This window comes from Paenibacillus cookii (assembly GCF_018333375.1).
Taxonomy (GTDB): Bacteria; Bacillota; Bacilli; order Paenibacillales; family Paenibacillaceae; genus Paenibacillus_AQ; species Paenibacillus_AQ cookii.
The window spans coordinates 100,277-119,688 of sequence record NZ_BORW01000011.1; the positions used below are offsets into that span (position 1 = coordinate 100,277).

General features: G+C 55.9%; 18 protein-coding genes. 11 read left to right on the top strand and 7 right to left on the bottom strand.

Going from position 1 to position 19,412, the window contains the following annotated elements; all coding sequences use genetic code 11:
• Window positions 1-1,041 carry a glycoside hydrolase family 53 protein gene (locus KI367_RS12630; RefSeq protein WP_246536882.1) on the top strand — a complete coding sequence of 347 codons (1,041 nt, stop codon included), beginning with the start codon at window positions 1-3 and terminating at the stop codon, window positions 1,039-1,041.
• A gap of 20 nt (window positions 1,042-1,061) precedes the next feature.
• Entirely contained in the window at window positions 1,062-3,140 is a 2,079-nt protein-coding gene (locus KI367_RS12635) for a beta-galactosidase (protein WP_212950043.1), read from the top strand.
• Window positions 3,141-3,178: 38 nt separating this feature from the next.
• Here KI367_RS12635 and KI367_RS12640 read toward each other — a convergent pair whose 3' ends face one another.
• Window positions 3,179-3,616: a VOC family protein gene (locus KI367_RS12640; protein ID WP_212950045.1), complete on the bottom strand. Its 438-nt coding sequence runs from the start codon at window positions 3,614-3,616 to the stop codon at window positions 3,179-3,181.
• Between the two features lie 21 nt (window positions 3,617-3,637).
• Complete coding sequence (locus KI367_RS12645) at window positions 3,638-4,222, bottom strand: helix-turn-helix domain-containing protein (protein WP_212950047.1); 585 nt, start codon at window positions 4,220-4,222, stop codon at window positions 3,638-3,640.
• A gap of 528 nt (window positions 4,223-4,750) precedes the next feature.
• On the opposite strand from KI367_RS12645, the gene acpS reads away from it, so the two are divergent.
• Complete coding sequence (acpS, locus tag KI367_RS12650; protein WP_036707416.1) at window positions 4,751-5,146, top strand: holo-ACP synthase; 396 nt, start codon at window positions 4,751-4,753, stop codon at window positions 5,144-5,146.
• A gap of 41 nt (window positions 5,147-5,187) precedes the next feature.
• Entirely contained in the window at window positions 5,188-6,348 is a 1,161-nt protein-coding gene (gene mutY / locus KI367_RS12655) for an A/G-specific adenine glycosylase (protein ID WP_212950049.1), read from the top strand.
• A 120-nt stretch (window positions 6,349-6,468) separates the two neighbouring features.
• Here the strand turns inward: mutY and KI367_RS12660 are convergent, their stop codons facing one another.
• Entirely contained in the window at window positions 6,469-6,918 is a 450-nt protein-coding gene (locus tag KI367_RS12660; protein WP_036707419.1) for a class I SAM-dependent methyltransferase, read from the bottom strand.
• A gap of 274 nt (window positions 6,919-7,192) precedes the next feature.
• Window positions 7,193-7,807, bottom strand: a complete 615-nt coding sequence (locus tag KI367_RS12665) for a superoxide dismutase (protein WP_036707423.1) — start codon at window positions 7,805-7,807, stop codon at window positions 7,193-7,195.
• Window positions 7,808-8,285: 478 nt separating this feature from the next.
• Here KI367_RS12665 and KI367_RS12670 point away from each other — a divergent pair, with 478 nt between their 5' ends.
• From KI367_RS12670 to folE, 6 genes are all read left to right on the top strand, one after another.
• Window positions 8,286-8,714: a GNAT family N-acetyltransferase gene (locus tag KI367_RS12670; RefSeq protein ID WP_036707425.1), complete on the top strand. Its 429-nt coding sequence runs from the start codon at window positions 8,286-8,288 to the stop codon at window positions 8,712-8,714.
• A 208-nt stretch (window positions 8,715-8,922) separates the two neighbouring features.
• Window positions 8,923-9,528, top strand: a complete 606-nt coding sequence (lepB, locus tag KI367_RS12675; RefSeq protein ID WP_212950051.1) for a signal peptidase I — start codon at window positions 8,923-8,925, stop codon at window positions 9,526-9,528.
• Between the two features lie 48 nt (window positions 9,529-9,576).
• Window positions 9,577-11,343: a tRNA epoxyqueuosine(34) reductase QueG gene (gene queG, locus KI367_RS12680; protein ID WP_212950126.1), complete on the top strand. Its 1,767-nt coding sequence runs from the start codon at window positions 9,577-9,579 to the stop codon at window positions 11,341-11,343.
• A 48-nt stretch (window positions 11,344-11,391) separates the two neighbouring features.
• Window positions 11,392-12,426, top strand: coding sequence for an HD-GYP domain-containing protein (locus KI367_RS12685; protein WP_212950053.1), 1,035 nt, complete (start codon window positions 11,392-11,394; stop codon window positions 12,424-12,426).
• Window positions 12,427-12,519: 93 nt separating this feature from the next.
• On the top strand, window positions 12,520-12,762 hold the full coding sequence (locus KI367_RS12690) for a YneF family protein (protein WP_081992101.1): 243 nt from the start codon (window positions 12,520-12,522) through the stop codon (window positions 12,760-12,762).
• 61 nt (window positions 12,763-12,823) lie between these two features.
• On the top strand, window positions 12,824-13,417 hold the full coding sequence (gene folE / locus KI367_RS12695; protein WP_036707435.1) for a GTP cyclohydrolase I FolE: 594 nt from the start codon (window positions 12,824-12,826) through the stop codon (window positions 13,415-13,417).
• 111 nt (window positions 13,418-13,528) lie between these two features.
• Here folE and KI367_RS12700 read toward each other — a convergent pair whose 3' ends face one another.
• A complete protein-coding gene (locus KI367_RS12700; RefSeq protein ID WP_212950055.1) occupies window positions 13,529-14,560 on the bottom strand; it encodes an alpha/beta hydrolase in 1,032 nt (343 codons plus the stop codon).
• 281 nt (window positions 14,561-14,841) lie between these two features.
• Here KI367_RS12700 and KI367_RS12705 point away from each other — a divergent pair, with 281 nt between their 5' ends.
• The gene (locus tag KI367_RS12705; RefSeq protein WP_036707437.1) at window positions 14,842-15,582 is read left to right on the top strand and encodes an IclR family transcriptional regulator; all 741 of its coding nucleotides are present in this window, start codon (window positions 14,842-14,844) and stop codon (window positions 15,580-15,582) included.
• Between the two features lie 58 nt (window positions 15,583-15,640).
• Here KI367_RS12705 and KI367_RS12710 read toward each other — a convergent pair whose 3' ends face one another.
• Together KI367_RS12710 and KI367_RS12715 are read right to left on the bottom strand one after the other, a co-directional pair.
• Complete coding sequence (locus KI367_RS12710; RefSeq protein ID WP_212950056.1) at window positions 15,641-17,635, bottom strand: S9 family peptidase; 1,995 nt, start codon at window positions 17,633-17,635, stop codon at window positions 15,641-15,643.
• A gap of 110 nt (window positions 17,636-17,745) precedes the next feature.
• Entirely contained in the window at window positions 17,746-19,380 is a 1,635-nt protein-coding gene (locus tag KI367_RS12715; protein WP_212950058.1) for an alpha/beta fold hydrolase, read from the bottom strand.
• Between the last annotated feature and the right edge of the window lie 32 nt (window positions 19,381-19,412).

Here is a 19,412-nt window from a genome sequence, read left to right on the forward strand (position 1 = left end):
ATGGAATCAGCATGGATCAAGGGCATGGACGTATCCTTTCTCGACGAGATCGAGCAGGGAGGGGGCATGTTTCATGACGCAACCGAAAGCGGGGATGCGCTGCGCATCCTCCGGGATGGCGGCGTCAATTCCATCCGGCTGCGGATCTGGAACGACCCGCCCGGAACGTATTGCAATCTGGAACGGACTCTTCTGATGGCCAAAAGGGTGAAGGCGCTCGGGATGCAGCTTCTGCTTGACTTCCATTATTCGGACCGCTGGGCCGATCCGGCGAACCAATGGAAGCCAGCGTTATGGACGGATCTCCAAGGCCGGGAACTGGAGCAGGCCGTTTACGACTACACGTACGAGGTGCTTGCCGTGCTGCGGGCGGGAGGCGCGCTGCCGGACATGGTGCAGATCGGGAACGAAATCACGTACGGCATGCTGTGGCCGGACGGCAGGATCGGCGCTGAAGGGGATCCTGTCGCGGCCGACGGACAGTGGGCCCGATTGTGCGGCCTGCTGAAGGCGGGCATCGGCGCCGTACGGGATACGGATGAGTCCGTCCGGATCATGCTGCATATCGACCGGGGCGGCGATCCGGAAGGGAGCCTGTCGTTCTTCGACCGGATGGAAGCGGAAGGAATCGATTATGACGTCATCGGTCTGTCTTATTATCCTTGGTGGCACGGCCCGTTGGAGCAGCTAAGCCGTAATCTGGACGAGCTGGCGGCGCGGTACGGCCGGGACCTGATCGTCGTGGAGACGGCTTACCCGTGGACTTTCCGTGCCAAGGAGGGTTTTCCCCTCATCGTAGAGAATGATGAGGCATTGCCAGCCGCGTATCCGGCCACGCCGGAGGGGCAGGCGGCGTACATGAAGGCGTTCGCGGACGTGATCCGCCGGACGCCGGCCGGCCGGGGGATCGGGTTTTATTATTGGGAGCCGTGCTGGATCCCGTCGCAGAGGGAGTGGTCGGTCGGCCACGCGAACAATTGGAGCAATCTTACGCTGTTCGATCACGACGGCCGCCCGCTGCCAGCGCTGTACATTCCATAACTGAAACGAGGTAGTTATACATGGTGAAAACTTATCCGCCCATCAGCCCGAAAATTACCGGGTTCATGCATGGGGCCGATTATAATCCGGACCAGTGGCAGCATAGCCCGGAAGTGCTCGAGGAAGATATCCGGCTGATGAAGCTGGCAAAATGCAACGTGATGGCCGTGGGCATCTTTGCCTGGGCCGCCCTGGAACCCGAAGAGGGGACGTTTACGTTCGAATGGCTGGACCGGGTGCTGGACCGGTTTGCCGCGAACGGGATCTACGCGTGGCTTGCAACGCCAAGCGGCGCTCGGCCGGCATGGCTGTCGCAGCGGTATCCCGAAGTGCTGCGGGTTTCCGAGAACCGCGTGCGCAATTTGCATGGAGGGCGGCACAACCACTGCTACACTTCGCCGGCCTACCGGGAGAAAACCCGGATCATCAACACGAAGCTGGCGGAGCGGTACGCCAACCATCCGGCCGTGGTCGGCTGGCACATCTCCAACGAATACGGCGGGGACTGCCACTGCGATAATTGCCAGGAAGCGTTCCGCGAATGGCTGAAAAAGCGCTACGGCACGCTTGAAGCGCTGAACCGCGCCTGGTGGACGGCGTTCTGGAGCCATACGTACACGGACTGGTCGCAAATCGAATCTCCAGCCCCGCACGGGGAGAAGATGGTCCACGGGCATAATTTGGACTGGAAACGGTTCGTGACGGACCAAACGGCGGATTTCTGCAGGGCCGAAATCGCTCCGCTCAAGGCGATCCGGCCGGATTTGCCGGTGACGACCAACATGATGGACTGGTTCGAGGGCCTGGATTACCGCAAATTTGCCGACATGCTGGACGTCATCTCCTGGGACGCGTACCCGACCTGGCATGATACGCAGGAGCCGGGCAAGCTTGCCGCCTGGTTCTCGTTCAATCACGACCTGTTCCGTTCGCTGAAGGGCGGGCGGCCGTTCATGCTGATGGAAAGCACGCCGAGCCTGACGAACTGGCAGCCGGTCAGCAAGCTGAAACGGCCGGGCATGCACCTGTTGTCGTCGCTGCAGGCGGTGGCGCACGGTTCGGACACCGTGCAGTATTTTCAGTGGCGGAAAAGCCGCGGTTCGAGCGAGAAATTTCACGGAGCGGTCGTGGACCACGTGGGTCACGAGCATACGCGCGTATTTCAGGATGTGGCCGAGCTGGGCGGGTTGCTGGAAACGATCGCCGAGGTGACCGGCTCCGGCGTTCCGGCGGAGACGGCGATCATCGCCGACTGGGACAACCGCTGGGCCGTGAAGGATGCGCAAGGACCGCTGAACCGGGGCATCGACTACGAAAACACGGTGATGCAGCACTACCGGGCCTTGTGGAACATGGGCGTACCCGTGGACGTCATCGGCTCCGAAGACGATTTTTCCAGGTATAAACTGATCGTGGCACCGATGATGTATCTGTGCACGGAGCAAGCCGGCGCCTCCCTGGAGGCGTTTGTCGCCGGGGGAGGCACGCTTGTCGCCACGTACTGGTCGGGGATCGTCAATGAAAGCGACCTGTGCCATTTGGGCGGATTCCCCGGGCCGCTGCGGCAGGTGCTCGGCATCTGGTCCGAGGAGATGGACGGTCTGCATGAAGGCGAGCGCAACGAGATGGTATGCCTCAAAGACAACGCGTTGGGGCTTGAAGGATCGTACGGGTTATATGACCTGTGCGATTTGATCCACCCGGAAGGCGCCCGGGTGCTTGCCGAATACGGCGCCGATTTTTATGCCGGGCGTCCGGCGCTGACGGTTCATGCTTACGGGGAAGGCAAAGCGTATTATTTGGCATCGCGGGCGAAGGAGCCGTTTTACGCCGATTTTTATGCCCGGTTGATCCGGGAGGCCGGTGTCCGTCAAGCGATCGATACGGAGCTTCCCGAAGGGGTCACGGCACAGCTGAGATCGGACGGCGGCACGGATTACGTGTTCGTGCTGAACTTCAGCGGCCGGGTGCAGCAGGTAAAGCTCGATTCCAGGCAGTACACCGACGTGTTGAGCGGGGAAACCGTAAAGGGCGGAATGGAGCTGAATAAGCACGGTTTCCGGATTTTGAAAAGGAACGCGATGCCAATCTCATCATAACTAAAGCGGAGCCAGCGGCTCCGCTTTTTTTCATAGGGTCACATACCTTTGGGCCAAGTGACTTCTAAACACAGATCATTGTTGTCGAAAAACACAAATGTCCCCAATTCGGGAATGTCCGTGACGGGAACGCCGGCATTGCTCAAACGCGCGCGCAAAGCGTCCGCGGCAGTTGCGTCCGGGAGCCGCAGGGCAACATGGGGAGCCAAACTCTGTGGATGAGTATCTGAAGGGCCCAGCGTTGTCTTAATTATCGGGCGTTCAAAGAAATGAAAGCCCAATACGTTGTCGTCGTTTGGTTTAACCAAAATAAGACAGTGCCTGCCGCGACCTTCCTGGGACAGGGCGATATCACCGGCTTGCATCCCCAACACGTCCCGGTAGAAGCGAATCGTCGCGTCCAGATCCGCTGTAAGCAAGGCGATGTGGTGGATACCCTGCCAGGGAATTTGAAATGATCCTTCAGTAAGAGACATACTTCTTCTTCTCCTTTTTTTTTAGACGATATATAAAGGTCCAGGAATACATCGAGGTTTGTTAACGATAGGCCTTCCCATCTCCCGCTGCTTGGCTCGTGCGATAAACGCCGTTGGCGTGCAGCCTGCCCATGTTTTGAATTCATGGATGACATGGGCTTGATCATGATAGCCAAGACGGGAAGAGACGTCAGTGAAAGAAATGGCCGGCCCTTGTATTAATGAGCCAAGCAGTGCCTCGAAGCGGAGGAGACGAGCGAACACCTTCGGCGATACGCCTATGCACTGCTTAAAACGTCGTTCGAATTGGCGCAATGAAAGAAAGCACTCAGCGGCAAGTGTACTTATACGGATTCGGCCCTGTGTATTGTACAGCAGCTCTAGTGCGGATTGCAGAAAAGTCAAATCGGCAGGAGTCCAGCGCGTTCGCGCGGCGTTAAATTGCTCTGAGCAAAGGATTTGTTTGGCATACGCGCTGCGGCGCACCGTTCCTTCCAATGTGAGGGCAAGCCTGAGCCAAACTCCATCACGCGGGATCTGGAGCGGCATAGTCTTCTGATCAAGCAACGGCATCTGTTTTGGATAAATTGTACGGAGGGTTTCCATCGTGCAAACTCACCTCTTCGTGTGTTCTACGGGAACAGGTTTTGGAAAGAGCTTCACACACCCGTGTTTTCTCGTATTTGGGCATCCTCATTTACGCAGGTTCCACAGAAATTATAACAGAGCACACCGCCATGGGTATTGTGAAAAACCGACGCTTTCTGTGCGTTCCTTCTCCGGTGATTTTATCGGCTTGAAGGCAGTACGAAAACGATTGAACTATTCTGCCCGTTCGTATGATGAGGTGACCGGAACTGCGGTTTGGACCGGCTGACGGGGGCAATGATCGAATTGGATACGGTTGGTCCATGATATATTGAATGTACAAAGAAGCTCTCCGTGGCTGCGCTTAGGCCCGACGCATGTCCGGCCCATGCGGGACGGGGAAATAGGATGCGGCCGACGGCCCGTGCGCTTTTCATAGAAATTTTCCGAAGGTTACCGCTTGAATGATGGCCGGCATGGACTCGCTTCCCGGGATGTCTCCTGCTACAATAGAGTTTGTATGTCACGGAAGGAAGGTGTGGTCCATTGATTCACGGAATCGGGCATGACGTGCTGGAAATCAAGCGGCTTGCGCTTTTGCTAAGCGGACAGCTTGGATTCAGGTTCATGGAGCGGGTGCTTACCGAAAAAGAGCGGGAGGAAGCCAGAAAAAGAGGCGGGAAGCTGACGGAGTTCGTTGCCGGCCGTTTTGCCGCCAAAGAGGCGATTTCCAAAGCTTTCGGCTGCGGCATCGGGAGTAAAATCGGCTTTGGAGACATCGAAATTTTGCCGGATTCCAGCGGGAAACCCGTGGCCGCCCTGAGCCGGGGGGCATGGGAACGCCTGAATCTTCCGGGCGAACCGGAGTATACGATCCATTTGACCATATCCCACCAAACCGAGCTGGCTTCGGCGTTTGCGGTGGTCGAAAAAAGATTGTAAAGCGTGAGGGAGAAGAAAGCGGAAGGATTTGAAGCAGCGTTATGGATCAAACGGAACAAAAAGAGTATTTCAGCGGGCACCTGCTGGAATGGTACATGGAAAATAAACGGGATTTGCCGTGGCGCCGCCACCGGGATCCTTATTATATTTGGGTATCGGAAATCATGCTGCAGCAGACGCGCGTCGATACCGTGATCCCTTATTTCAAACGGTTTATCGAAAGGTTTCCGACCGTCGAGGCTTTGGCGGACGCGCCGGAGCAGGACGTGCTGAAATGCTGGGAGGGCCTTGGGTATTATTCGCGCGCACGAAATCTTCAGGCGGCCGCCAAGCAGGTAAAGGAGCTTCACGGCGGACAGGTGCCGGATGACAGGGCGGCGGTATTTGCGCTCAAAGGCGTCGGCCCGTACACGGCGGGGGCGATTCTCAGCATTGCCTTCAACAAACCGGAACCGGCGGTGGACGGCAACGTGATGCGCGTGCTGTCGCGCTATTTTTTGATCGAAGAAGACATCATGAAAGGAAGCACGAGGGCGCTCATGGAAGGGCTTGTCACGGAATTGATCCCGGAGGGGCGGGCTTCCGATTTTAACCAGGCGCTCATGGAGCTTGGCGCGCTCGTATGCACGCCGAAATCGCCGCATTGCCTGACTTGTCCGGTCATGGAGCATTGCGCCGGAAGGATCGCAGGTGTGGAAGAGTCGCTCCCGGTGAAAACCAAAGCGAAACCGCCGCGTCCGGAGTATCGGATGGTCGCCCTGGTCGAAGGATCGGGTCCGCACGAAGGCAAGGTTCTGATCCGTCAGCGTCCGCAGGAAGGTTTGCTCGCCCGCATGTGGGAGCTGCCGCATGTGCAGGTTCCGCAAAGCCGCAAGGGAAGGCTCCCGGACGAGCCGGCCATGGATATCGTGGCGGACATGCTGCTGGAAGAGGGGATTCACGCACGGCCGGAAGGGTTCATGATGGATGCGGAGCATACGTTCAGCCATATTCATTGGAACCTTCAGGTGTACCGCTGCCGCGAGGAGGATTTGCTTTCCGTGGCCGAATCCCGGGCGGTTTATGCGCCTGATGCTGACCCTGATGCTGGCGCGCAACGCACGCAGTATCGCTGGATCAACGAAGAGGATATGGAGCTGTACGCTTTTCCGAACGTGTTCCTGAGAATCCTGAAGGAGCATTTTAAGGGGAAGCGGCCGTAAACCCGACATGGGAAGTTTAGAGTTGAATCATGCGGACAGCAAAAAGGCTGCATTATAAGGTGAAAATCAAAATGGATAGAGGTTTCAGAGCAGATCTGAGCCATATCCATTTTTTGTTGTTCACAATTTCTTTCGCGCCGTTACAATGGGCTGGTAATAACCCGATTCTGACGGCATGCACCACTCGATATCCGAGAACCCGGCCGCACTCAACATATGGGTGAATTCATCCCGCAATAAAGCTCTGTACCTTGTTTTGCTATGCTTCGTTATCCATTGTCCATTCTCTTGCTGCAATAAAAAGTGCTTTTTCGCTCTTTCAACAGATACCGGGCTTAAATCGGTAGCGGTTACTTTGAATCCATGGTTAGCCAGACCGATTGCTTGTGTGCCGATCCCACAGGAACAGTCTAATAGGGACATAACCTCGTTGCCCGGACTCCCGACTTTAGAACAAATGATTCCGTTTAAAACTTCGCCTTGCACCGAAACCGCATGTTTCCAATCATGAAAAATAAGATGGTAATCTTCTGCCAGGTTATCATAAAAAACAAGAACTGACTGATCCACGATATTCACCGCCTATTTGGGCTTGTACTCTCCTAACTGAATTTCGACGGTTCTGATTCCATCCCTTCCTTGTTCCACCTTGAATTTGCTTTTTCGATGATAGGAATGCAAGGCTGAATAAGAGGCACGATGACGGGACTCATGGGCTTTTGCAGGCGTGCTGCAGACGCATTTTACTGCAGGCTAAAATAAAAAAAGCGGTTCAAGCCTAGGCTTGAACCGCTTTTCAAAGGATCGGACGGCAACGGAACGGCCCGTCACCTCATAACCCTTATTATTTTTTGGCAGCGTCGTAACGTTTGCCGACTTCGTCCCAGTTTACAACGTTCCAGAAAGCGGCGATGTAATCAGGGCGTTTGTTTTGGTATTTCAGGTAGTAAGCATGCTCCCAAACGTCCAGGCCGAGAACCGGAGTTTGGCCTTCCATGATCGGGTTGTCTTGGTTCGGCGTGCTGGTGATGGCGAGTTTGCCGTCTTTGCCGACGACGAGCCAAGCCCAGCCGCTTCCGAAACGGCCAGCAGCCGCTTTGGCGAAGTCTTCTTTGAATTTATCGAAGCCGCCAAGCTCGCTGTCGATCGCTTGAGCCAAAGCGCCGGTCGGAGCGCCGCCGCCGTTTGGTCCGATGATTTCCCAGAACATGCTGTGGTTGGCATGGCCGCCGCCGTTGTTGCGTACTGCGGTACGGATGCTTTCAGGCACGCTGTCCAGGTTGGTCAGCAGCTCTTCCAAGCTTTTATTTTGCAGTTCAGGAGCGTTTTCCAACGCTGCATTCAAGTTCGTTACATAGGTGTTATGGTGACGGTCGTGGTGGATCTCCATCGTTTGGGCGTCGATATGCGGCTCGAGCGCATCGTTGGAGTAAGGAAGTGCAGGTAATTGAAATGCCATGATAAATACCTCCTGTATTGTTTTCTTTTATTCAAGGAATCAATGAACATTGATCCTCTTCATAAAGGAAACGCCGCGGTTGGCGGGATCTCCTTTATTGACCGGTTTCAAACAGTAATGCTTCCAAGTACAATTAAACCGTATTTTTTCAATTAAATCAACATTTATGTTTAAAAAGTCTGCGTGACCGTGCGATTAGGTTATAAAGGCCTATAACCCATATTAACCATTACCCGTTTTACGGATATTTATGCGCGGACAAATAACCAATATCTGGTTTTATAAACTTATATTACATTGAAAACGTTTGCTATAAAGCGCTTTCAAAAGAAAAAGCGTGTTTTTTAAAGAAAACTATGCTTTAATGGATGATAAAGCAGGAATTTAACGTTTTTTGTCGTAATATTTATTCTGGATTATAAGAGGAGCTTGATCTTCCGAGGATCCAAACAAGCTGACGAAAAAGGGAGATTTAATCATGCGTGTTCGTTCCTTTCAGTTAAGTGATTGTACCGATGTGACCGAATTGATGAAGATTGCCTTGTCCGAAGAATGTTACCGGAATACGATGGGGCCGTTCTCCAGGCAGCTGTCCTGGGATTCGGAGCTGATTTTGGTCGCAGAGGAAGACGATGAAATCGTGGGCGCGTTGATCGGCACGATCGAGCACAACCACGGCTGCTATTACCGCATTGCCATTCATCCCGACTACCGCCGCCAAGGCGTCGGCAAAGCCCTTGTGTCGGCGATGGAGCAGCGTTTCCAGAACCGGAAGGTGAGCCGGATATGGATCGCGGGCGACGAGCATAACAAAGCAGCGATGCCTCTTTACGAAGCGATGGGTTACGGTGCCAACAAGGTGCTGGAAGCATTCCAGAAGCTGAGCATCATAAGCCCGCAGCACTAATTTAGTTTTATAACTGAAAATAACCTTTGCGTGTGTGCGGCCGCCGTCCGGACATGCCCAAAACGCCAGAAATTACAAAAAGTACATCCATTATTGTTGTCAATAAACAATATTTTCTATATTGAGCATATCTTTGCTGCCGTTGCAAAACCGCGCAAGATATGCTTTTCTGTATATAAGGGGAATTTGTCTAAAAATGAGGTGTGGCATGAATCAAGCTCGACTGCAAGAGCAGGGGCGCTCCGGGAACGATCCGGGACGGCCGCCCGAAGCGGAACCGAAAAAGCGCAGTTTTGCCGCCGAAGCGTGGGACTGGGCGAAAACGATCGTCATTGCGTTCGTGATCATGATGCTGCTGAATTTGTTCGTGTTTAACCTGTCGATGGTCAAAGGCCAATCCATGCAGCCCACGCTGCATGAGAAGGAACGGCTGTTTATCGATAAAATCGTGTACGATTTCAAATCGCCGAGCCGGGGCGAAATCGTGGTGCTGCATGATCCGAGCAACGGGCCGGATAAAAAGGAATATCTGGTCAAACGGATCATCGGCGTTCCCGGCGATACGGTGGAAGTCAAAGACCACAAGCTTTACGTGAACGGCGAGGTCCAGACGGAGCCGTATACCGAGGTCGAAATTCAGGATCCGGATTTCGGTCCGGTCAAGCTGGACAAGGATCATTATTTCGTGATGGGGGATAACCGGCATGCCCGCGCCAGCAAAGACAGCCGCTCTTTCGGCAGCGTCAGCGCCAAAGCGATCGTCGGCAGGGCCGAATTCATTTTTTGGCCGATCTCCGAAATCAAGGGCTTGTAACATCGGTTTGAATGCATGCTGTGAAGGAGGCGCAAGCTTTTGACAACCATGAATCCATCCGCTTATGCTCCTCCGCCTTCCCGGTGGGAGCAGCTGAAGCAGGAAATCAAGGAGGCGGCGGCCGATTTCGGCATCGACGAGATCGGCTTCGCTTCCGCGGACCCTTTCGTATCGTTAAAAGCCATTTTGCAAAATCACCGGGACCTTGGGTATGAGTCCGGCTTCGAGGAGCCGGATTTGGATAAACGAATCACCCCCGCATTGCCTTCCGCAGAACCAGCCTCGCTCATCTCCATCGCCGTCGCGTATTCCTCCAAAATGCCAAACCCGCCAAAAAACGAACCCGGCAAATACCGGGGCGTCTTGTCGCGTTCATCTTGGGGCAAGGATTATCATCAGGTGCTGCGCGAGGCGATGGGAAAGCTGGAGGCTTTTATCCGCGAACGGGTGCCGGATGCGGTCATGGAAAGCATGGTGGATACCGGGGCGCTTGTGGACAGGGCGGTCGCGGAGCGGGCCGGAATCGGCTTCAGCGGCAAAAACTGCTGCATCATTTCGCCGAAATGGGGCTCCTGGATTTTTCTCGGCGAGATGGTCACGAACATCCCGTTCCCGCCGGATACGCCGGTGACGGAGGATTGCGGGGATTGCACGCTATGCATCGACGCTTGTCCGACGGGCGCGCTGGTCGGTCCGGGGCAGCTGAACGCGCAGCGCTGCATTTCCTTTTTGACGCAAACGAAAGGATTTCTGACGGACGAGGTCATGCGCAAAATCGGCAACCGGCTGTACGGCTGCGATACGTGCCAGGTGATTTGCCCGAAAAACAAAGGCAAGCATTGGACGCATCATCCGGACCTGTTGCCGGTGCCCGACAAAGACCGGCCGCTATTGCTGCCGATTCTGGACATGAGCAACCGGGAGTTCAAAGAAAAATTCGGCGAAAGCGCCGCCGCCTGGCGGGGCCGGAAGCCGATCCAGCGCAACGCGGTCATCGCGCTCGGTAATTACAAAGACAAATCTGCGGTGCCCAAACTCGGAGAGGTGCTGCTGAAAGATCCACGGCCGGAGCTGCGGGGAACCGCCGCCTGGTCGCTGGGACGCATAGGAGGCGAAGAGGCATTGACCATCATGAATAAAGCCTTGGCGGAAGAGCAGGATGAGAAAGTAAGGGAAATGCTCACGGACGCCAAAGCGCAACTTCAATCGCAAACGAAAGCGGAAGCAGCGGAAAACAAAAACGAGGCATCGGAATTTTCGCCGGCGCTCGGCGGAGAACCGGAAACGATTTATTACGACGAAATGCAGTCGATCATCGGGCCGTTAACGTTATGCGCCACCGACAAAGGGCTGTGCCTGATCGAATTCGGCAGCTTCAGCGTCAAGGAAGCCGTCCTGCAAAAATGGTCCCGCACCTGGTGCGGAGGCGGCGAATTGGAGCACGACGATGCACGACTGGAAGAGGCCAAACGCCAGCTTGGCGAATACTTCGCGGGCAAACGGCAGACGTTTGACGTTCCGCTCGATTTGCGCGGCACATCGTTCCAGCTTCAGGTTTGGGACGCAGTTGCCGATATTCCTTATGGAGAGATCCGCACTTACGGGACGATCGCAGAGACCATAGGGAGACCGAAAGCGATGCGGGCCGTCAGCGGAGCCGTGAACAAAAATCCCGTTCCGGTCATCATTCCCTGCCATCGCGTGCTTGAGGAAGGCGGAGGCCTGACGGGCTACAGCGGCGGGCTTGAAACGAAACGGAAGCTTTTGAACCACGAAAATGCGCTCCCCGAAAGAAACAAGCGGATCGAAGAGTAAAGCGGCGAAGGGTTCTTTTTTCGGCCGCTCCGAAATCGGGGGAAGACGATGAGGTATGTGAGCATAGACCATGTGGAGCCCGGGCAGTATTTGGGCAAAACGATCTACTCCGCGAACGGGACGGTGCTTTTGGGCGCCGGCGTTCAATTGACGGTGTACATGATCAGCACGCTCAACCGGATCGGCGTGACGATGCTGTACATCCAGGATCCGATGTTCGAGGACGTCGAGACGGACGATATGCTCAGCGAAGCGACGAAGCAGGGCATGATCCAAGCCATGAACAGCACGTTCGAGGCGATCCGTTCCGGCAAGGATTGGAACACCCAGATGATCGGGAGCAGCGTGGACAGCTTGTTGACGGACGTGATGAGCAACAAGGAAGTGTTGGTCCAATTGACCGATATCCGGACGAAGGACAACGGCCAATATATACATGCCATCAACGTATGCCTGTTATCCAGCGTCATGGGCATCAACATGGGCCTCAACTATCAACAGCTGAAGGAACTTGCGACGGGGGCCCTCCTGCACGACATCGGCAAAACGGGCATGAGGGAGGAAGATCTGCTCATTCCCGACCTTAAAGGGCATCACACCTGGAGAGGATACGAAAAGCTGAAAAGCAGAAGGGAATTCAGCCTCCTGATCGCGCACGTGGCCTTGCAGCACCATGAACGGGTGGACGGTCTGGGCCTTCCGCGGGGACTTGCGGGGGATGAAATTCATCTGTACGCCAAAATCGTGTCGGCGGCGGATACCTACGAACGGCTCGTTCATCCGCTGCCTCCGCAGGCCAAAAAGCTGCTGCCGCACGAAGCCTGCGAGGAAATGATGGCGATGTCGGAAAAGCAGCTGGACCATGAAGTGCTGCTGCAGTTCAACCGGATCGTATCCGTTTATCCGAACGGCACGGCGGTACGTTTGTCCAACAAGCAAACGGGCGTCGTCGTCCGCCAGCATCGCGGCCTGCCCGGGCGTCCGGTCATCCGGATCGTTCAGGGGGAGGCCAGCCGGTTCGACGTCAAAGAACTGGATTTGGCGAAGGAGACGACGGTATTCATCGAGGCGGTTTTATCGTAGAAATCCATTTGCGAGCCACACGGGGACATGCTATGATAGGTTCGTGTTGCTATGCACGCAAAGTATTGATTTATAACGATGAGGTGGCGGAACATGCAATATGTCATTCCTGTGATTACGCTGATCGTCGGCTTGGTCGGCGGCTTTTTCATCGGCGTGTTTTATTTGCGCAAGCAAATGGAGAAAATGCAGAGTGATCCACAAATGCTGCAAAAAATGGCCAAACAGATGGGGTATAATCTAAACAATCGTCAAATGCAGAAAGCGCAGCAAATGATGAAAAACAATCCGCAGTTCAGCGGCAAAAAGAAGCCTGGCGGAGGCAAACGCAAATAAGCCGGATTGTCGATAAATCCGTGAAGCGAAAAAAAAGAAGCCGCGAGAGGAGGGAAGTGCCGTGGCCGGCGTTAAAGATTACGTAAACAACAAGGTTCGGGAAAACCGTGAACAGGTGGAACACCACATCGCGGAAATTTTGAAATTGATCGGCGAAGACCCGCAGCGGGAGGGCCTGCTTGAAACCCCTGCGCGCGTGGCGCGGATGTACGAGGAAATTTTTGCGGGGTACGAAGTGGACCCGAGGGATGTGCTGGGCGTTACCTTCGATGAAAACCACGAGGAGCTCGTGATCGTCAAGGATATCGTTTATTACAGCCAATGCGAGCATCATATGGCGCCGTTTTTCGGGAAAGTCCATATCGGGTACATTCCGAGCGGCAAAATCGCGGGACTGAGCAAGCTGGCCCGTTTGGTGGAGGCGATCACGCGCCGTTTGCAGGTCCAGGAACGCATCACGTCGCAAATTGCCGACATCATGGTCGAAGTTCTGCAGCCTCATGGCGTCATGGTGGTCGTGGAAGGCGAACATCTGTGCATGTGCGCCCGCGGCGTGAAAAAGCCGGGCAGCAAAACGGTGACATCCGCGGTCCGCGGCATTTTCCGCGAGGACCCGGCTTCCAGAGCCGAGTTTTTGTCTTTGATCAAAGAATAATCGGAACATCATAAAAAAGGCATCATGGAAGACCCGAATCGGATCTTCGATGATGCCTTTTTGTATGCCCGGGCTTCGGAAGCGCCTTGGCCTAATTGGGCGAAAGGCTGTTTACCGTTTGTTTTGGATCACGGGCGCATTGTCGATGTCCTTCCGTTCGGCAAGCTTCACGTTGGCGAGGAAGGAGGAGACGCGGCGAAGATACTCGCGCGGATGCTCGCGGAAAATGAGCTCATGATGGCTGTTTTTGACGATCCAAACGTCCGAATACGGATTCGACTGGTTGGATGCCAATTTTTCGGCAATCGGGTAAGGGGCCTTCTCGTCCTCCGTGCCGTGAACGAAAAAGATCGGGAACGGGTAATCTTCCTTTTTGACCTGCTGGTAAGGAATTTGGTGGAGGCTCGTTCCGTTAAGCACCGGGAACAGCAGCTCCAAAATTTCGAGCGACGGATGGCGCGGCAGGTCGATTTGGTTTTTGATATTATGGTACAACGTGTCCGGCTCCAGCAAAAAGGTGCTGTCCAAAATCATCGCGTCGATATCCTTGGTTTGCAGCCCGGCTTGAAGCGCCGTCCCGGCTCCCATCGAAAAGCCCCACACGACGATCTGCTTCGCGCCGCGTTGTTTGGCCAGCTCGATCGCCCCGAGCAGCTGCTGCGATTCGGCTTTGCCGCCGGTGGCCACCGCCTTGCTGGTCTGGGACGCGAAGCCGTAATCGAACATGATGACGTTAAAATTCATCCGGTGCGCGTAATGGGCCAGATCGTACATCGGAATCCACGTTTCCTCGCGGTTTGCGCCGTAGCCGTGGCTGAACACGATCGTTTTTTTCGATCCGGCGGCGGGAATGTACCAGCCCTGCATCATCCGGCTGCCGTCCAAGGCGGGGAAGGTCACGTTTTCATAGGCCATGTTTTTTGCCTGCTTCGGATTCGAATACAGCGGCGCAACGGTCGGGTTCGAAAGCACCCAAGCGATGTACGCGTGCAAGGCGATAAAACAAAATAGAAGGAAAAACACGACCGACAGCAGCAAGGCAACGAGAATATGCTTCACGCGGATCAGCCGCGGGGTGAGTGGAATGGGTGTCTCGGTCAGGGGGGGAGAAATTTGGGCGTCGTTTCGGGTTGCCATATTCATGAGAGCCCCTCCTTTATATCAAAATTTCAGGATTCTACAAATTTCGAGCCTGTCTCTAGTTTACCTATTATACACCCGATTCGGAAACAGAAAAAATTTTACTCTATATCCTATGCGGTAGATCGCCTAAAGTCAATCGGCCTGGCCCAAAAAAACGGTTTCTTTTTTTAGCGCCGCCGAAACAGATTTTTAGCGAAAAAGTAGACTTTGGGGGCTGAATTTTTTATAATTATTGTAACCATGTTTCATTTGGTGAAACATTAAGAGGGGCGGGAACAGGAATGGAAGACCGCAAATTAACCGTACGCGCCGTCGAGCGCGCGCTTGACATATTGATGTGTTTTACCAAAAGCAGCGAGCTCGGGCTGACCGAAATCGCCGGGCAGATCGGCCTGCACAAAAGCACGGTGCATCGTTTGATGACGACGCTCGAGGAGAAGGGGTTCGTCGCGCGGGATGCGGCAACGGAAAAATACCGCCTGGGGCTGAAGGTATGGGAGCTGTCCACGCATCTGTCCAAAAGCGACGATCCGGCCGTGCTGCTTCTTCCGGCGATGGAGCGGTTGCGCGACCGGCTCGGGGAAACGGTGAGCTTGTATTTGCGGGACGGAAAAGACCGCTTGCGGATCCAGGCGGTGCAGAGCAACCAGGCGATCCGCCGCGTGGCTCAGGTCGGCGCCCGCCTGCCGCTGTACGTCGGAGCTTCGAGCAAGGTGCTTGTCGCTTTTGCTTCGGAGGAAGACCGGCGGGAGTTGTTCGGCGATCCGGAATGGCCGGAGATGCCCGATCCGGAAGGTTACCTCCGCATGCTGGCGGAGATCCGGGAGCGCGGATACGCGACCAGCTTCGAAGAGCGCGAGCCGGGAGCGGCCGCGGTTGCCGTGCCGATCGTGAACCGGAGGGGGGAAGTGGCTGCGGCGCTTTCCGTATCCGGTCCGATCAGCCGGATCGGCGAGGATACGCTGCATGAGTTTGCGCCGGTACTGATGGAAGCGGCCCATGAAATGGGACTGATGATCTAGACGGCAAAAAGCCCGCGTCGACCGTAAACGTTTCGGTCGGCGCGGGCTTTGTTTGATTTTATGCCTCGATATGCTCTTTGAACCAGCGGACGATATGGGTGAGGCGTCTTGTGCGAAGATACGGATTGCCGCTCCGGGACAGATTGTGATCCGCTCCCGGGAAACGGATCAGCTGCGTTTCTTTGCCCAGCCGCTTCAGCGCGACGAACATCTGCTCGCCCTGCTCGATTGGACAGCGCATGTCCTGCTCGCCGTGAAGGATGAGCAGCGGGGTGCTTACGTTTTTGACATAAGCAAGCGGGGAATGCTTCCACAGCTTTTCGACGTCATCCCACGCATTGCCCCAGATTTGGTCCTCCGTGAAGTGGTAGCCGATATCGCTCACGCCGTAGAACGAAAGCCAGTTGCAGATGGAACGCTGGGTGACGGCCGCCTGGAAGCGGTTCGTATGGCCGACGATCCAGTTGGTCATAAATCCTCCGTAGCTTCCGCCGGTCACGCCGAGACGGGAGCCGTCCACGAAAGGATAGTGGTCCAGCACGTAGTCCGTAAATTCCATCAGGTCGAGGTAATCCCGTCCGCCATAGTCCCCGCGGACCGTGTTGACATGGACCTGTCCGTAGCCGTGCCCGCCGCGCGGATTCGTGTAGAATACCGCATAACCGGCGGCGGCCAGCAGCTGGAACTCATGCATGAACGTATGGCCGTACATGGCTTGCGGTCCGCCGTGGATTTCGAGAACGGCCGGTACCTTGGAGCCTTCCTTGAAGCCGATCGGCTTCATGATCCAGCCCTGCATCGGCCAGCCGTCTCCGGCCGCGTACCGGAACTCTTCCGGCTCGCTCAGCGTCAGCTCGCTCCATAGCTCTTTGTTGCATTCGGTCAAGCGGGTTTCCGTTCGGCCCGGCAGTTCCAGCCGGTACAAATCGCCGGGGTGCAAAGGATCGGCAGCGGCAAATACGAGGCTGCCTTCCGGCGTCAGGGCGAACTGGTAGATCTCGCGGTCCCCGCCGGCGACGATTTCGAATTCGGAGCCGTCGAGGGCATAACGGGCGATCTCGACGCGCCCCAGCTGGCTCACCTGAAGGTATACATGCGCTCCGTCCGGGCTGAAGACCGGCGGCGTTCCGGCGCCTGCGCGCATATCGCTGACGCAGCTGTGGCCGATCTGGATGTCGAGATCGGTATAGAGGGCGCGGTATTCGCCGCCTTCCGCCGGGATGAGATATATGCGGGTCAGCGTGGCGTAACCGCAGGACAGATCATCCGCAAGCATCAGGATGGATCCGCCGTCCGGCGTATAGCTGACGGAACCGATGCTGATTTTGCCGTCCGTCAGCCGGCGCGTTTCGCTTCCCGTACGATCCGTTACATACAGATCGTTCGTCGGTCTCAGATCGGCGTCGGCATACTCGTCCGTAGGCAGCTCCGCCGTATACGCGATGCGGCTGCCGTCCGGCGACCAGGCGAAAGCCCCGACGTCAAACGCGCCCGACGTTATCTGGACGCTGCTTGCGCCCGCGATGTCGAATACGAATAAATGCGATCTGCGGCCGCTTCGCAAACCGACGCCGTCGGCTTTGTAACGGATGCGGTCCACGATTTTTTCCTCGGGCAGCGCAGGTTCGTCCTTGGCTTTGGCGTCCAATTGCTCTTCCTTGTCGTCCGGCGCTTCGGCTTTAAGAAGCAGGGCGGAACCGTCCGGCGACCATTTGAATGCGCTTACTCCATGCTTCAATTCGGTCACGGCCCGGGCTTCGCCGCCATGCGCGGGCATGATCCACACCTGGCGAGCATCGCCTTTTTTCCGGAGAAAAGCCAGCTGCGCACCGTCAGGGGACCACTGCGGCGCTCCGTCCTGCTCGCCGGCCGTAAACGGAACGTCCGCGCCGCCCGGCTGAATCAGGCGGATTTGGGTCACGTACCCGTCATGTTTGTCGTTGACCGATTTCAGTATGTACGCAGTCGCGCCGTTTTCGGGCGAAACTGCAGGATCGCTTACCCAGCGGATGCGGTACAGGTCCTCGGCTGTCATTACGCGTTTCTCACTCATCGAAAAAGACCTCCCATATAAAAGATGAACCATTTCATGAGTTCATTATCCCAGAGAATGGGCGTAAATTCCATCCCGATTCCTTCGGAAGCCGAGAACCCCGCAAACCTTTACTTTTTCCGAATCCACGCCGCGATATCGGAGATCAGCGCGGAAGATACGTTGGACGGCATCGCATATTCGGCACCGATCGAGATGCCGTCGTATTCCGCGAGCAGATGGTTCATTTTCGGATACGATTTGAATTCGACGCCGCTCCGGCCTTGAAGCGCCTTTTTCCACTCGTTGAACTGGTTCATCGTCACCTGCCAGTCGTTTTCGCCTTGCAGGACGAGCATCGGCGTTTGTTGCTTGACGGCCAGATCGACGGGTTTATAGTTTTTCTGCTCAAACCACCAATACGCCGGGGAGAGCGGGAAGTTTTCAGGCATATGGTCCACGGTATACTGCGGATCGTTCACCAGCCGGGCGATTTGGGTCCATGCAGCCGCCTGCTGTTCGTACGGGGCAGGGTCCTGGCCCAGCTTTTTGACGCGCGCAACCAGCTCCTGCTGCTGCTCGATCAGCGTATCGGCAAACTTCAGGCTAGGGCCCGAGAGCACGATCGCGCCCGCGATGTCCTTGCTTTGGTCCGCATCGAGGATCAGCGGCATCGCAAAACCGCCTTGGCTGTGGCCTGCGACGAAGATCCGGCCCGGATCGATCTTAGGCGTTTGTTTGAGCAGCTTGACGGCGGTGACGGCGTCATCCACGGTTTCTTTCTTCAGCGTGAACTTCGGATCGGCCGCAACCTTGAAGGTATGCTCGTAGGTCACCTTGTCATAGCGAAGAACGGCGATGCCCTTGGCCGCCAAACCGACGGCCAGGTCGCGGAACGGCTTGGCCGCGCCCATCGAGGAATCGCGGTCATGAGGCCCGGAGCCGTGGACAAGCACGACGGCAGGGAACGGTCCTTCGCCTTGCGGAAGGGTCAACGTGGCGGGCAAGGCCCACTGGCCTTCACCGATGCGCACTTCCTGTTCCGTATAGGCGGCCGGGTTGTCATAAGCGGGCTTTTGGTATCCGCCAGAGCTGACAGGGCCGATATACATGTCATCCACCCGGCCTTCGCCATTCAGCCTGAGCGTTACGTTCACCGGCATTTGTCCCCACTGAAGCAGATAGGAAACGTTGCGGTAGACGGCATTCGTTTGCTCCGTTCTGGCAGAGGGTTTCGAAGGCGCCTTTCCATACAGCTGCTCGTAATTGCTCCACAAGCCGTTGATGGCTTGAACAGGCAGCGCTTTTTGGAAAGCGGGGCTCATGTATTCGGCGGCTTTGGCGCCGTTACCCGCTTGCAGCTCCTTCAGGAACAAATCGGCTGTGTCTTGGGAAGCTCCCGGGTTGCTACTTTCCCCCGGGGTTGCCGGTTGGCCGAAAATGCCGGAAAGGAAACCGGCAGGCACAAGCGTTTTGCCGGAAACGAGCTGAACCGGACCTCCCACGTTTACGGCTTTGCCGTTGAATACGCCTTGGGCTTTGCCCGGGGTCAGCACGAGGGTTTGGCCGCCTTTGACCAGCGTGACCGTGCGGGCGGCCTGGTCCCAGCGAACCTCCACGCCCAGCTTGGACGCGGCTTCGCGCACCGGCGCGTACGCCGTCCCGGCCTTGGACGATTCCGCTGCGGCGGAAGCTGCGGGCACGGACAGCGCAAGCGCGAGGGATGCGGCGGCAAATTTGCGTAATTTCTTCGAATTTTTTTTCATGACGGTTCCTCCTCTGGAGCGGTTAGCTCCTT

Excerpts from the sequence above, each read along its gene's own strand:
- KI367_RS12635 (WP_212950043.1), top strand. The coding sequence starts at position 1,062 with ATGGTGAAAACTTATCCGCCCATCAGCCCGAAAATTACCGGGTTCATG.
- KI367_RS12665 (WP_036707423.1), bottom strand. The coding sequence starts at position 7,807 with ATGGCATTTCAATTACCTGCACTTCCTTACTCCAACGATGCGCTCGAG.
- KI367_RS12670 (WP_036707425.1), top strand. The coding sequence starts at position 8,286 with ATGCGTGTTCGTTCCTTTCAGTTAAGTGATTGTACCGATGTGACCGAA.
- queG (WP_212950126.1), top strand. The coding sequence starts at position 9,577 with ATGAATCCATCCGCTTATGCTCCTCCGCCTTCCCGGTGGGAGCAGCTG.
- KI367_RS12640 (WP_212950045.1), bottom strand. The coding sequence starts at position 3,616 with ATGTCTCTTACTGAAGGATCATTTCAAATTCCCTGGCAGGGTATCCAC.
- KI367_RS12645 (WP_212950047.1), bottom strand. The coding sequence starts at position 4,222 with ATGGAAACCCTCCGTACAATTTATCCAAAACAGATGCCGTTGCTTGAT.
- mutY (WP_212950049.1), top strand. The coding sequence starts at position 5,188 with ATGGATCAAACGGAACAAAAAGAGTATTTCAGCGGGCACCTGCTGGAA.
- lepB (WP_212950051.1), top strand. The coding sequence starts at position 8,923 with ATGAATCAAGCTCGACTGCAAGAGCAGGGGCGCTCCGGGAACGATCCG.
- KI367_RS12705 (WP_036707437.1), top strand. The coding sequence starts at position 14,842 with ATGGAAGACCGCAAATTAACCGTACGCGCCGTCGAGCGCGCGCTTGAC.
- KI367_RS12630 (WP_246536882.1), top strand. The coding sequence starts at position 1 with ATGGAATCAGCATGGATCAAGGGCATGGACGTATCCTTTCTCGACGAG.
- KI367_RS12700 (WP_212950055.1), bottom strand. The coding sequence starts at position 14,560 with ATGAATATGGCAACCCGAAACGACGCCCAAATTTCTCCCCCCCTGACC.
- KI367_RS12685 (WP_212950053.1), top strand. The coding sequence starts at position 11,392 with ATGAGGTATGTGAGCATAGACCATGTGGAGCCCGGGCAGTATTTGGGC.
- KI367_RS12690 (WP_081992101.1), top strand. The coding sequence starts at position 12,520 with ATGCAATATGTCATTCCTGTGATTACGCTGATCGTCGGCTTGGTCGGC.
- KI367_RS12710 (WP_212950056.1), bottom strand. The coding sequence starts at position 17,635 with ATGAGTGAGAAACGCGTAATGACAGCCGAGGACCTGTACCGCATCCGC.
- KI367_RS12715 (WP_212950058.1), bottom strand. The coding sequence starts at position 19,380 with ATGAAAAAAAATTCGAAGAAATTACGCAAATTTGCCGCCGCATCCCTC.